The organism is Jeotgalibacillus sp. JSM ZJ347 (assembly GCF_044383825.1).
Lineage (GTDB): Bacteria > Bacillota > Bacilli > Bacillales > Jeotgalibacillaceae > Jeotgalibacillus.
The window spans coordinates 353189-365876 of the sequence record NZ_JBISEN010000001.1 but is presented as its reverse complement, the minus strand read 5'-3'; the positions used below and the strand labels follow the sequence as shown (position 1 = coordinate 365876).

The 12688-nt window shown below is 39.0% G+C and carries 18 protein-coding genes; 4 read left to right on the top strand and 14 right to left on the bottom strand.

Going from position 1 to position 12688, the window contains the following annotated elements:
- Positions 1-98 precede the first annotated feature (98 nt).
- Both ACH6CZ_RS01840 and ACH6CZ_RS01835 read left to right on the top strand, forming a co-directional pair.
- Entirely contained in the window at positions 99-1736 is a 1638-nt protein-coding gene (locus ACH6CZ_RS01840; RefSeq protein WP_374095728.1) for a DEAD/DEAH box helicase, read from the top strand.
- Positions 1705-2388, top strand: a complete 684-nt coding sequence (locus ACH6CZ_RS01835) for a YqhG family protein (protein WP_374095727.1) — start codon at positions 1705-1707, stop codon at positions 2386-2388. The genes ACH6CZ_RS01840 and ACH6CZ_RS01835 overlap by 32 nt, the downstream gene beginning before the upstream one ends.
- Here the strand turns inward: ACH6CZ_RS01835 and ACH6CZ_RS01830 are convergent.
- The 9 genes from ACH6CZ_RS01830 to ACH6CZ_RS01790 form a co-directional block, all read right to left on the bottom strand.
- Positions 2366-2866 carry a shikimate kinase gene (locus ACH6CZ_RS01830; protein WP_374095726.1) on the bottom strand — a complete coding sequence of 167 codons (501 nt, stop codon included), beginning with the start codon at positions 2864-2866 and terminating at the stop codon, positions 2366-2368. The genes ACH6CZ_RS01835 and ACH6CZ_RS01830 overlap by 23 nt on opposite strands.
- Before the next feature lie 54 nt (positions 2867-2920).
- Positions 2921-3124 carry a hypothetical protein gene (locus tag ACH6CZ_RS01825; protein WP_374095725.1) on the bottom strand — a complete coding sequence of 68 codons (204 nt, stop codon included), beginning with the start codon at positions 3122-3124 and terminating at the stop codon, positions 2921-2923.
- Positions 3078-3512, bottom strand: a complete 435-nt coding sequence (comGF, locus tag ACH6CZ_RS01820) for a competence type IV pilus minor pilin ComGF (RefSeq protein WP_374096493.1) — start codon at positions 3510-3512, stop codon at positions 3078-3080. The genes ACH6CZ_RS01825 and comGF overlap by 47 nt, the downstream gene beginning before the upstream one ends.
- A complete protein-coding gene (gene comGE / locus ACH6CZ_RS01815) occupies positions 3487-3780 on the bottom strand; it encodes a competence type IV pilus minor pilin ComGE (protein WP_374095724.1) in 294 nt (97 codons plus the stop codon). Before comGE ends, comGF begins: the two co-directional genes overlap by 26 nt.
- Positions 3767-4216 (bottom strand): competence type IV pilus minor pilin ComGD, encoded by a 450-nt coding sequence (comGD, locus tag ACH6CZ_RS01810; RefSeq protein ID WP_374095723.1) that lies wholly within the window; start codon positions 4214-4216, stop codon positions 3767-3769. The genes comGE and comGD overlap by 14 nt, the downstream gene beginning before the upstream one ends.
- Positions 4200-4532 carry a competence type IV pilus major pilin ComGC gene (gene comGC, locus ACH6CZ_RS01805; protein ID WP_374095722.1) on the bottom strand — a complete coding sequence of 111 codons (333 nt, stop codon included), beginning with the start codon at positions 4530-4532 and terminating at the stop codon, positions 4200-4202. The genes comGD and comGC overlap by 17 nt, the downstream gene beginning before the upstream one ends.
- An 18-nt stretch (positions 4533-4550) precedes the next feature.
- Positions 4551-5609: a competence type IV pilus assembly protein ComGB gene (gene comGB / locus ACH6CZ_RS01800; protein WP_374095721.1), complete on the bottom strand. Its 1059-nt coding sequence runs from the start codon at positions 5607-5609 to the stop codon at positions 4551-4553.
- Positions 5518-6588 carry a competence type IV pilus ATPase ComGA gene (gene comGA, locus ACH6CZ_RS01795; RefSeq protein WP_374095720.1) on the bottom strand — a complete coding sequence of 357 codons (1071 nt, stop codon included), beginning with the start codon at positions 6586-6588 and terminating at the stop codon, positions 5518-5520. The genes comGB and comGA overlap by 92 nt, the downstream gene beginning before the upstream one ends.
- Before the next feature lie 189 nt (positions 6589-6777).
- A complete protein-coding gene (locus ACH6CZ_RS01790) occupies positions 6778-7158 on the bottom strand; it encodes a Spx/MgsR family RNA polymerase-binding regulatory protein (RefSeq protein WP_374095719.1) in 381 nt (126 codons plus the stop codon).
- A gap of 344 nt (positions 7159-7502) precedes the next feature.
- Here ACH6CZ_RS01790 and ACH6CZ_RS01785 point away from each other — a divergent pair, with 344 nt between their 5' ends.
- Positions 7503-7745: a DUF2626 domain-containing protein gene (locus ACH6CZ_RS01785; RefSeq protein WP_041122869.1), complete on the top strand. Its 243-nt coding sequence runs from the start codon at positions 7503-7505 to the stop codon at positions 7743-7745.
- An 81-nt stretch (positions 7746-7826) separates the two neighbouring features.
- Here ACH6CZ_RS01785 and ACH6CZ_RS01780 read toward each other — a convergent pair whose 3' ends face one another.
- Positions 7827-8456 carry an MBL fold metallo-hydrolase gene (locus tag ACH6CZ_RS01780; protein WP_374095718.1) on the bottom strand — a complete coding sequence of 210 codons (630 nt, stop codon included), beginning with the start codon at positions 8454-8456 and terminating at the stop codon, positions 7827-7829.
- Positions 8457-8634: 178 nt separating this feature from the next.
- On the opposite strand from ACH6CZ_RS01780, the gene ACH6CZ_RS01775 reads away from it, so the two are divergent.
- Entirely contained in the window at positions 8635-8805 is a 171-nt protein-coding gene (locus tag ACH6CZ_RS01775; protein WP_041122871.1) for a DUF2759 domain-containing protein, read from the top strand.
- 31 nt (positions 8806-8836) lie between these two features.
- Here the strand turns inward: ACH6CZ_RS01775 and ACH6CZ_RS01770 are convergent, their stop codons facing one another.
- The 4 genes from ACH6CZ_RS01770 to ACH6CZ_RS01755 all read right to left on the bottom strand — a co-directional run bounded on the left by ACH6CZ_RS01770 (position 8837) and on the right by ACH6CZ_RS01755 (position 12676).
- On the bottom strand, positions 8837-9154 hold the full coding sequence (locus ACH6CZ_RS01770) for an MTH1187 family thiamine-binding protein (RefSeq protein WP_374095717.1): 318 nt from the start codon (positions 9152-9154) through the stop codon (positions 8837-8839).
- Between the two features lie 64 nt (positions 9155-9218).
- Positions 9219-11126, bottom strand: a complete 1908-nt coding sequence (locus tag ACH6CZ_RS01765) for an LTA synthase family protein (protein ID WP_374095716.1) — start codon at positions 11124-11126, stop codon at positions 9219-9221.
- 370 nt (positions 11127-11496) lie between these two features.
- Positions 11497-12465, bottom strand: a complete 969-nt coding sequence (locus tag ACH6CZ_RS01760; RefSeq protein WP_374095715.1) for an ROK family glucokinase — start codon at positions 12463-12465, stop codon at positions 11497-11499.
- 1 nt (position 12466) lies between these two features.
- A complete protein-coding gene (locus ACH6CZ_RS01755; protein WP_374095714.1) occupies positions 12467-12676 on the bottom strand; it encodes a YqgQ family protein in 210 nt (69 codons plus the stop codon).
- Positions 12677-12688: the final 12 nt, after the last annotated feature.

Below are 12688 nucleotides of genomic sequence, written 5' to 3'. Positions count from 1 at the left end.
GTTTATTCACTTCTTAGTTCTTACGCTTAAAATCATCTTTATCGTACCATCATCTTTCTTTAACAACAATCATAAATTGCAGTGAAAGGAGATTTATTATGTCAATTACGGTCATTACACCAGAAGAAGATTGGAAAGAACGTTTTCTTTCATATTTGTATTCGTATAAATCTCCGAACGTTCAAATCAATTATTTAGTGCGACAGTTACATCATTCGATGGCAGTTGATCAAGGTGAACTGAAATCACTGAAAGTCACACCTTCTTTCAATCCGTTACCCCATCAGTTAAACGCAGTGAAAAAGGTCGTTTTCGAAATGAATAGTCAGGCGATCCTTGCAGATGAGGTTGGACTGGGTAAAACCGCTGAAGCTGCACTGATTTTAAAAGAGCTTCAGCTGAGATACCTTGTCTCTTCAGTTTTAATTCTTGTCCCTTCTTCACTCGCAGGACAATGGCAAACGGAGCTTCACAGCCTTGGGATCCCTTCAATGATCCACAAAGGAAAAAAGGAATGGCGACATTTCCCTGTGATCATTGCATCAATTGATCTTTTAAAAAGAGAGCCTTTTAAAGCAGCATTTTCAGAACTGGAGTTTGATCTCGTCATTGTTGATGAAGCACATAAACTTTCGAATCCCAAAACGATGAATTATCAGTTTGTTAATTCATTAAAAAGAAAATACCTGCTGCTTTTAACTGCCACACCTGTACAAAATAAACCGGATGAACTTTATACACTGTCTACGCTCGTGAAACCCGGATTATTTCAGGATAAAAGAGAATTTAAAAAACTGGCTGGAGAGAATAGTGAAGTTTTTCAACAACGTATAGATCAATTAATGATCAGGACGAGAAAGAAAGATACTGATATTAAGTGGACAAAGAGACAAATTAAAGTAAAGTGGCTTGAGCAATCGGGATATGAAAAAGAATTATATGTGGCAGTGGAAAAAGCATTCAGGGAACTAAAAAAGAAAAATATGCATCAGTTTACCCACCTTACATTATTAAAGCAGGGTTGCAGCTCAAGTATCGCCCTGTTAAAAGCACTCAAAAGAGATCAGCATCAGGGTGTCTGTCATATACTTGGTCCGATCCTTGATGTCAGACCAGATCAGCTTGAAACAGGGAAAGGAAAAGAAATCCTGAAAATCATCAGAAAAAGAAATGAAAAGGTGCTTATTTTCACCCAGTACAGAACCACCCAGCTTTATTTACAGTGGTACTTAAAACAGCATGGCATTTCATCAGTAATGTTTCGCGGTGGCTTTAAAAAAGGAAAGAAAAAATGGATGACTGACCTTTTCAGAGACCAAGCAGATGTCATGATTGCAACTGAAGCAGGGTCAGAAGGTTTGAACCTTCAATTTTGCAGCTGTGTGATTCATGCAGATCTGCCTTGGAATCCGATGAAGCTTGAACAGCGAATCGGCCGCGTTCACAGGCTTGGTCAGAAAAATGATGTTGAAATTATTTATTTACTTAATCGCAATACCATTGAAGAAAGGATTTGGAAGCTGTTAGAAAACAAGGTTCATTTATTTGAAGCGATTGTTGGAAAGCACGAACAAATTTTGTCTCCTTTTAAAACAGAAGCTGAAAAATACCTGGAGGATGCATTGATTCATTCAAGATCTGAAAATGAAATAAAATTTAAGTTAAATTTACTCGAAGACTACCTGGAAAATGAGGGTGTGAATGATGAACAAAGAAATTTGCAAACTGGTAATTGAATATCTAAAGTCAGAAGGCGCTAATGTAACAGAATCGTCCGGGCAGGCCGTCGTCCAGCTGACTGAACAGCTGGACAGGAAATTTATGAACAGGCCGTTTTACTGGTATTACAGAGATGCAGTCTGCAAGCCTGGTGATCCGCTTCAGGTGATGATTGTTCACTCACCCTCCCCGGCCCAACAAAAAGAGATCATTCAAATCTATCCTGACCATCCGGTGTTTCTAGCGATGTTCAACTCTGCCCAGAATGACAACCGCTTCTTTATTGGTTATGAGCAAAGTCAACCGGGTGAAAGGCTCTTTCCATGGATTTTGATTCATCTCACTGCAGAAACCGTTCCACCCGGCTCACCATCTCACAGAGTTGAAGGCCGTCTTTCATTAACGACGGGACAAACGGCTTTTGACGTAAGAAAAGAACTTGAAGAACAAAAGTTAACTGACAGCCGGCCAAATGGCAGCATTCTTTTAACTAATAAAATCCCTTATGCAACGTCTTTAAATATGCTGAATCAGAAACTTGAAGCATATATTGAAAAACTGTTTGTAAAGACATTTATCCACGACCAGCTTTCATATCAGAAAGCGCAGGACAATTACATTCAAACACATCATATTTCGGCAGGTCTCATTTACCTCCGTTCACCTTAAGTGAAGACAGAATATCAGTCACTGTATCTTCAGGCGAACGCCTGGATACCGAGACCTGAATATGCGAAATGTTCCTATACGCCTGGTCCCTTTTATGATAAAGATCCTTCAGCTCTTCATACGGTCTTGCTGCGACCGGCCTTGTGTGATCTCCCTGAATTCTTGCGTATAATTCTTCAAAAGGAGCCTGAAGGTAAATGACCATCCCTTCCTGCTGTATCCATTGCCCGGTTTCCTCAAAATAGAGAACGCCGCCACCGGTTGCAATGATTTCTCCATTTGACGTTTTAAGATAATCAGCCTCGATTTTTCTAAAGGTCATTTCACCATCATCTTTAAAAATCTCACTGATTTTTTTATTGCATTTCTGTTCAATTAGTTGATCCAGATCAATAAATGTGGCATTTAGCGCCTTGCCAAGTAAATGCCCTACAGTAGATTTCCCTGCACCCATAAAGCCAATTAAATAGATTTTCATCTGTGATCCCCTTTTATTATTTTGCTCCATCATACATGATATCACTGCAGATGCCTATTCTTCTCCCCATAATTGGACTGCTGATTTTTGAAAATATGACGTCATCATTTCAGCATGCTGAATACGATCAACTGATACAGCTGCAATGACTGAAGATGCGGACAGCAGTAAGATAAATATCAGTAGTACAGGAAGTAAAACGGAGCCTCTCTCATTCAAAATCGTCAGTATAAAAAATACTCTTCTTCGTCTCTCCATTTTTAAATTGAACTCCCATCATCACCATTTTCCCATCCCTGCTGAAAGTCAGATGATCTATAGCAGTCAGATGAATTTCATATCCGGTTCCATTTACAGTTTTTCTAAGAACAGATCCATATTTTGAAAATACAACTTTCTTATTTCCCCTAATAAACGTGACAGATTGATCAGTATGAGATTCTAGCATCAGTGGCGCAATTTCCTCCTGAAACTGAATCATAAATAAATCCCACTCCTTCGAATGGTGCTGATGCTCCATTAAGCCAAGAAAACTCAAGATCAGCATAGCAAATAGTGGAGCAATAATTGTCAATACAGCCACACTCACAATCACCTCAAGCAGTGTGAAGCCTCTGCAATTATTGACTGATGCAGACCTGAACATTTTCCTGGTTCTGAACGCACATGTTTTCCTCATCAAAATCAATGACATATTCACCCCCATCTTTAAAGACCGGGGTATGAATCTGTCCATTGAACTGAATGATCTTGATCTGTTCGTAAGCAATTTCAAACATACGCTGACGCTCTTCAGCTTGATCAGCCTTCACTGTCAGCATGACGACAACTGGTAAGATCGTCAGACAGAAGAATATACAAATACCAAGTGATAATATACATTCAATTAAAGTAAACCCTTTAGTGTTTTTCAACATAGAATCTTCCTTTAGCTATATAAAAGTGAATGTTAACTGGAGAACCATCTACTAAAAACCTGACGACACCAAAAGTGCTTGTATTTCCTGATGGTAAATATCTGAAAACCTTCAGCGAACCTGTCTCAAGCAGCTCAACGTTTTCAGGAAGTGGAACATGCATAAGCACATATTCTTGCGGATGATGACTGACGATGAATTGATACTCCTGATAAGCAGCATCGAACCTGACAGTCACATATTGATTTTCTGTCATCGCATAGAGCTGGGCATAATACAAATCATTTGTGATGCGGGTTTCAAATGAGGTGGAAACGGTATGGACAGAAGAATAGATCGAAGCGGATATTGTGATGAATACGCCCATTACAAGTAGTACAACCATAACCTCAAGCATCGTAAAGCCGCTTTGTTGCTTAAGGAACCTCGACAATGGTCACCTGTCCCTCTGTTCCAATCGCCAGTTCACGACCATCAGGGCATGTGGTTTCATCCTGATTCAGATATCCTGCTGTTTGAAGTGCCGCTATATCTGATGGTAACGACTTTTCAGTCATTCGGAATGATTCCACCTGCGCTTGTACCATCTGCTGAAAAGCCTCACAGCCCTTGCTGTTAATTTCTCTGCTTTGTGAAGAAATATTTGGCAGGCTGACGATCAGCAGAACGGAAATCACGAGTAATACAATCACCATTTCAATTAATGTAAAAGCCTGGTTGTTTTTAAGATGTTTCATCATTTTTTTCATTGTTGACTCCTCCAAGTATTAAATATTTTGTAATAAGTTAAATACAGGCAGCAGGATCACAAGATAAGCGCCTACAACTGCCAGTCCAATCAAAGTAAAAATAAGCGGCTGCAATATGTGAAAATAAATACCTGATTTCTCTTCCAGTGTATTCAGGCAGTAATTGCTGTAAAATCCCCACTCTTTTTCGAGATTTCCATTTATTTCGCCGTGTTCAGTCACCTGCTGTAGTTCTTTTGTAAAGTATGGAAGCTGAAGCATTGTGTGATGCATGCTCTGACCTCTTTCCAGTTCATCCGTCATAAACTGTCCAATTTCTTTAAATAAAGGTCTGTATGGCTGATCGATAAACGTTTGCAGCATCTGCTGAAATGACAAACCGCTTTTAAGTAAAGCTGATGCTTCTCTTGAAAATAAATAACTGTGATAGTACCTGAAATAAAAGCCCATCAGCGGCAGCAATGAAAGGACCTTCCATCTTTCAAGCAAAGGTTTTTTCAGCAGCACCAGTATAAAAATCACTGTAAAGGTGCCAATTGTGATCATCGCCCCTGTCATAAAAGCAGGCAGTAATTTAAAGATGGCTTCAGCTGCAGAGAGAATGCCTGACTGTTGATTCCCGACCGCCTGATAGAGCTGGGTCATCCGGGGCAGCAGATACATATTCAACACTGCAGATACAAAGATAAATAAAAGAATCAGAAATAAGGGGTATTGAAGAATTGATATCAGCTTTTTCTTCTGATTTTCACGGTGTCTCATTAACGCTGCAGTTTCTGATAACGACCGCCCGACATCTCCATATTGTTCTGCAAAATACAGGTGCATACAAACATAGGAAGGGTAGCCAAGCATGTTAAGCGTTTCACTGATTGATGATCCGTTCATCAGCAGTTTAATCAGATGATTTTTCTGAGTGAGGGTAGGAAATTGCAGAAATAAAAAGCTGAGGGACTGATCAAGTGGATATCCATTTTCACGGAGTTCACTTAATCGGTGAAGGAAAATTGGCTGATCTTTTTTGGGGATATACTTCTGCCGGTGTGATCCAGCGATGAAATTCCTGAGGAGATACATAGCCGAGCGCAGCTCCTTTCCTGAAGAGCTGTTCAAGTGTCGCATAAGGATACTGAACAGGCAGTTCGTCTAAATAATCGCACACAGTCGCGTGGGTAATAATTTCATAGATCGATGACCTGGACTGAACAGTTCTGTTCACTTCTATTTTCACAAGACGCTGACCTGTTGCACCGATGAGTGACTGCTTTAAATCTTCTTTCCTTACGCCAAGGTCGATCATTCTTCTGATTGCACCCTTTGTATCCCTGGCATGAATCGTAGACAGTACAAGGTGACCACTTAATGCAGCTTTTACTGCAATATCTGCTGTCTCTTCATCTCTGATCTCCCCTATAATGATCATATCAGGGTCATGCCTCAATACAGCTTTTAGTCCCGAAGCGTAAGTAATGCCGGCTCTCTCATTGATCTGCACCTGTAAAACATGATCTTCATTTCTTTCAACAGGATCTTCAAGTGTGATGATGCTTCTGTTAAGTTCAGTGGAACAATAGTGAATGAGTGAATATAGAGTGGTGGATTTACCGCTGCCGGTTGGTCCTGAAAAAAGGATGAGTCCCTGGGGCTGTCGGACAAGTGAAGTTAACATTCTTGCGGAGTTTGAAAATAATGATAGTTTTTCAATTGGAACTGCAAATGATTGAGGTAAGAGCCTAATGACCATGCTTTCTTTTCCTTCTGCTGCGGGTAGTGTGGAAATTCTGAGGGAGATTTTTTCTTCTTCAATCAATATGAGTGTGGCACCACTCTGAGGCTTACGTTTTTCACCGATATCAAGTGACGCTTTAAACTTAAAATGAGAGATCAGCCGCTCCCCCTGGTTGGCAGAAATTCTTTTTAGCATTGTAAGGTCTCCCAAAGCCCTGAGCTGAACAGTCATTTGCTGTGCCTCCGGATAAAAGTGAATATCTGACCCTTTTTTCCTGAATGCTTCCACTAGAATATTTTGTGCTAATAACTCTGTGCCATATGGCATTTTTTCACATCCTTTCTAAAGATATTTAAACTATACACGAAATCATTTCCATTGTCTTTAATTTTCTTAATTATTTGATATTTTTTATTTGATATGGAATCAGTTTTTGTTTTAAAAACAAAATGTCGGTTCACCTATCAGCACATTGATTGTACAGATAGGTGAACCGACATGATTAAACTATTTTTATCAGCTGGAAAGCTTGTACGATTGTTTTTTATTTGCAAGACTTCTAAGTCCTTCAGGGTTGTAGCCAACAATTAAAGATTTGCCGTCAGTTAAAATTGGGCGCTTTAACAGTTTTGGATCTTCAATAATCATTTTGACAACTTCAGAGAGCGGTAAATCTTCTACATCCTGATTCAGTGCTTTAAATGATTGACTGCGTGTAGCCAGCAATTCGTCAAGTCCGTCTGTTGTAAGAGAAAGTAGATTCATTAATTCATCATAATCAGGTGTTTCTCTGAAAATGTGACGTTCACTCACATTCACTTCATTTTCCTTTAACCACTTTTTTGTCTTTCTGCAAGATGTACAGCTTGGATAAGTAAAGAATGTAATTTGAGTCATGATCTTACCTCCATTTGTTTTATAGTTGTACCACCTATGGACAAGTGTTTTATAAGTTATATTTATTGTATACCACTTGTATAACTAATGTACACATATTTTATATAAAATAGATAAATATTTTTTTATTGTTCACAGTTTTGTTTAAAAGTAAGCGGTTTAACCCAGTAAATTAGCGGTTTTTAAAACATCTGTACAAAACAAAGAAAATGTTTAACAATTGTACAATCTTCCCTTTGAAAAATCACTCAAATGTCACATTTAATAATATGGGTTATTTACTTTATAATATGGTATCCTATATAATAGGTTCGATGGATTGTTTGCGTAAAGGAGGGATTCGGATGGATAAAATGTATCGCGTTATGGGGTTTTGGACTGGAATTTTCTCTGTATTATTTTATTTAGGACATATGCCAAAAACTTCATTGCTTTTCCTGGCCCAGACAGGCTTTTTCATCCTTTTAGGGTACATGAAATTATCTGAGCGCATGTATGTGTATGTATTCTTTGTATACTTAACAATTTTCTTTGCAGGATTTACTTACTGGACAACATTTATGATGCCGCTTAAGGGTCCGCTTTAAACCACTTCTGATTTTTGAAGAACGTTGAGCTGATCCAGACAAAAAAGACGATTCCTTTCATCAGGAATCGTCTTTTTTGATTTATTGAAGGAAAGGATTCGCTTTCTTTTCCGCCCCTATTGTTGTAGTGGGCCCATGCCCGGGTAACACATAAGTCTGATCGTCAAGTATGAGCAGCTTATTTTTGATACTGCCCATTAATTCTTTCATGTCACCACCAGGAAGATCTGTCCTTCCGATACTTCCATAAAACAAGACATCTCCGGAGATCAGCAGTGACTCTTCTTCAAAATAAAAACTTACGCTTCCTGGAGAATGTCCGGGCGTGTGCAGCAGCTGAAATGTGAACTGTCCAATCGTGACCTCAGCTTCCCTTTCCCAAATGTTTTCTGCCGGTGAAGCGATAATCGGCTCAATTCCCTGAAATAATCCTGAGCCGTTTTTCTCTGGCGCAGCAAGCCAGCTTTTTTCCTGAATATGCATATAGACTCCGATCTCATACTCGTGTCTAATCTTCTCTACTGCACCTATATGATCAAAATGCGCATGTGTCAGCAAAATACATAGCGGCTTTAACTCTTTCTGCTTCACAAAACGCTTAATTTTCTCTGCTTCCTCACCGGGATCGATAATTAAACATTCTTTCTGATCATTGTACAATATGTATGCGTTAGTCTGCATTGGACCTAACGGCAATTGATACCATTCCATTCATATCACCTCAGGCAAAGTGTAGCATGATTATAAAAAAAAGACGAATACTCACGAAAGTGTCACGAATTATGCTCGACATTACAAACAATTAACTATAAAATATATTAAGAGTACGCTTATATTATGCACTAATCTCGTTTATTCATGAACCAACGTATGGAAAGGGGTGCTTTTAATGAACGGATTAACAATTATCCTTGCGCTGGTAACCATTCTATCAGTAATCGGTACAATCACATCTTTTAAAGAGAAGAACATTATGGGTATTTTCTTTGCACTGGCTTCACTTGGTGTATTTGGCTGGTTTACAGTGATGACAATCGTTTTTGACGGATATCCACATTAAATTAAAAAAAGCTGACAATTGTCAGCTTTTTTTAATTAGACAAATGTTTCTTTACAGAAGCAAGCTTATTCTGCATAGAATGGTCGTTTCGGTCTCTTCTCTCATCAATACGGATATTGGTTGCTACTCTCTTAACATCCTCTGAAAAAACAGATTCATGGAGTTCCTGTATGACTTTAAACAGATCTGTCAGCTCACCTTCGATCAGTGTACTCATCGGCGTTAATTCATATGTGATCAGGCCTTCCTGTGCTCTATTCTCAAGCACACGCTGAATATCTGCTATATATTTGCTGACACTTGGTGTAGTAGTTCCAATCGGGATAATCGTAATATCTGCAATCGCCATTTCAATCAACTTCCCCTCATATGATTTAAATAATATAAAAAGCCCCCTTAGGAGCTTTTTATACTTATTCTTCAGTTACATTTGCATCCTCGAATAATCTTCCGGATTCCGTATCATAAAACCTCAGGAGGTCTCCGTAAATAATCTCATCATTAAATGCAAGCTCTTCAGTTGCTTTATCAATCAGGGGCTGACAGCTTTCTTTTTCTACAGGCTCCCCGGTTTCTTTATCCCAGCATGTTTCACCTGCATATACCAGGTCTTCTGAAATCACACGGCCATCTCTTAAGATCGCGGTGTTATCATTATCTTCTGAGAAGATATCCTGCCCAAACTGAATGCTGTTATTTCCTTCAATCCCCATGATGTTCTGGATTGTTGGTTTAAGATCAATCTGTCCGGCAATCTTGCTATTTGTGTCACCAATATCTTCACCAGGGATGTGAATAAACATTGGTACACGCTGCAGCTGGGCAGTATCAAATGCAGTAATCTCTTCTTGCTCGAGGTACTGGGCCATTGCAGTATTATGATTTTCAGAAATACCGTAGTGGTCACCATACATCACAATCACTGAATCTTCATATAAACCTGCTTCTTTCAGGTTAGTGAAAAATTCTTTAATTGCTTCATCCTGATATCTGACCGTCTGGAAGTATCGGTTTAAAGTACCTGAGTTTGAATCGAACTCGTTGATGAACTTATCTTCCTCGTCAAGATAGAAAGGATGGTGATTCGTTAACGTAATCATTTTTGAGTAAAACGGTTTTTCCATTTCCTTCATATGTTCAACTGACTGCTCAAAGAATGGAATATCTTTCATACCCCAGTTGACTGCCTGACCTTCACCAACTGTGTAATCAGTCAGTGAGTAATAACGGTCATATCCAAAATTCTGATAGACAATATCACGATTCCAGAAGCTCTTATTATTTGCATGCATTGCATTTGTAAAATAACCAGCTTCATTCAGACTGTGAGTGAGCGTGTTGAACTCATTCCCGCTGTGTGTGAAAAACACCGCACCGCGTCCTAGTGGATACAGCGAGTTATCAAGCAGAAATTCAGAATCGGATGTTTTACCCTGTTCTGTCTGGTGATAGAAGTTATCCATATAGATCGTATTTTCATCTTCAGTCAGCGTATTAAGGAATGGTGTGATAACCTCACCGTTCATTTCATTGTTAATAACAAAGTTCTGCATTGACTCGAGCTTAACAACAATCAGGTTTTTACCTTCTCCAATACCGTGAAGATCATTATTAGCATCAGCTTTGTTTGACTGCACATAATTGTTAACATCCACAAGCGCGTCACTATCTGCAAGTGCACGCTGCGCAGATTGCTTAGACTGAAGGTACACATCATAAATATGATAGTTATACGTTCCGATATTTTTTACAAGCATCTCACGGTCAAACGTACGTGTCAGAAGCTGCGGGCGCTCTGTTTCTGCTAATCCGAGATTTAAGAAAAAAGTGGCAATCGCTACTAGAAAATATGCTCTTCTATTTAACTTAGTCGGTTCTTTGAATACAATAAATGACGGCTTATACTTTGCTAATACAATCAGGATTAACACATCGATAAAATATAGAGCGTCAGTCATATAAATGTTTTCCATTGCACTTCCGCCAAGGTCGCCAAAGTTGTTTGTCTGGAACAACACCGGCAACGTAATGAAATCATTAAAGAATCGGAAGAAAACCATGTTTGCAAACAGAATAGCTGTTAATACAAAACTTGTGATAATCACATAATTGTTTCTGGTTTTTTCTTTTTTAAATAATAGCCCAACTCCAAAAATCAACAATAGGAAGCTGAGCGGATTAATAAACAGGATCAGATCCTGCATGAAATTATCTGTGCTGATATTAAAGCTTGCATGATAGGCAATAAACGTTTTAATCCAAAGGAACGCAATGGCAATAATGACAAGCGACAGCTTTGGCATTGACCATCTTTTGTTCATATCATTTCCTCCTACACTTTCAGTTACAATTTGTGGATAATAAATCTGTATCCCATTATCATACTCTTGATTGTAAATAAAATCAAACGTAACATTTACATACTTAAAATCTTATTTACAATTCCACCATAATAGACGTTTCAAACCACAAAAAGTTCCGTTATTACTAATTAAATTTAAAATCCTTCAATAGTCTCATATAATATTGCACCTTTAAATAAAAGTTTAAAAGGCAAATCAAAGTCTAATTTTATCGTATTCGCATAAAATGTAAAGGAAAAACGATATTATTGTAAAAGCGCGATAATTAACATGATTTAAGCGAATAAAAAAGATCTTCTGTCTGAACAGAAGATCCTGGTTGAGTGTACTAATGTTTGTATTTAATCAGCCAGGCAGCACCAATAACGCCTGCATCATTACCTAAAGTTGCCACTTTGATGTCAGTTGATTCAGCTACCGTTGGGAACGCATATGCTTTAAATTTTTCTGTAATGCCATCAAGGAGAATTTGTCCTGCTCTCGATACGCCGCCTCCAATAACAATCGCTTCAGGGTTCAGCGCACTGCCGAGGTTTGCGAGCGCAAGACCCAGGTAGAATGTCAGTCTCTCTACAGCTGCAACCGCGACTTTGTCCCCATTCTTTGCTTCATCAAAAACATTTTTAGCTGTAATGGCTTTATGTTCTTCCATTATATTGTGAAGGACAGAGACTTCATCTGACTTCTCCATTTCTTCTTTAGCCAGCCTCACAACACCAGTAGCGGATGCAACTGTTTCAAGGCAGCCGGTTTTGCCACAATTACACTGATACCCACCTTCAGGCACAGCTGTAATATGACCAATCTCTCCTGCAGCTCCTTTAATACCGTGTGCAATATCTCCATTGACGATAACTCCTCCACCTACACCAGTTCCAAGTGTAACGCAGACAACATCACGTGCTCCACCCCCGGCACCCTTCCACATTTCACCAAGCGCAGCGGCATTTGCATCATTTTCAATGACAACAGGCAGACCCGTCTGTGAAGATAACTCATCCCTCAGTGCTACAGGTTTGTCCCAGCCAATATTTACACCGGTATACAAAATGCCTGTCTGCATGTTGACAGGTCCCGGTGCCCCAACTCCGATACCAACTACCTGCTCATTATTCAGATTCATCTGTGTCATTTTGATTTTAATGGCAGCGGCAATATCAGGTATGATACTGACCCCTTTATTAGATGTATTCGTCGGGATTTCCCACTTCTCTACAATCATTCCTTCATCAGTAATGACTGCTAGTTTCGTAGTGGTACCTCCGATATCTACTCCAAAAATATATTCTTCCTTCATGTCACTGATCACCCTGGCTTTCTTTTCTAATTTCATTTTTCAATATCATTACAGCTTTCAAATAATCCTCACGTTCGATCATTCCAGCATCATATAAATCTTTCACTTCAATTTCCATCAATTCAAGCGTCGCAAGTCTTCCCGGACCGTATACATATTGACCGAATCTCTTCAGCAGCATTTGTACATCATGCATGGTGTTAAAAGTCATAACAAGTACTCC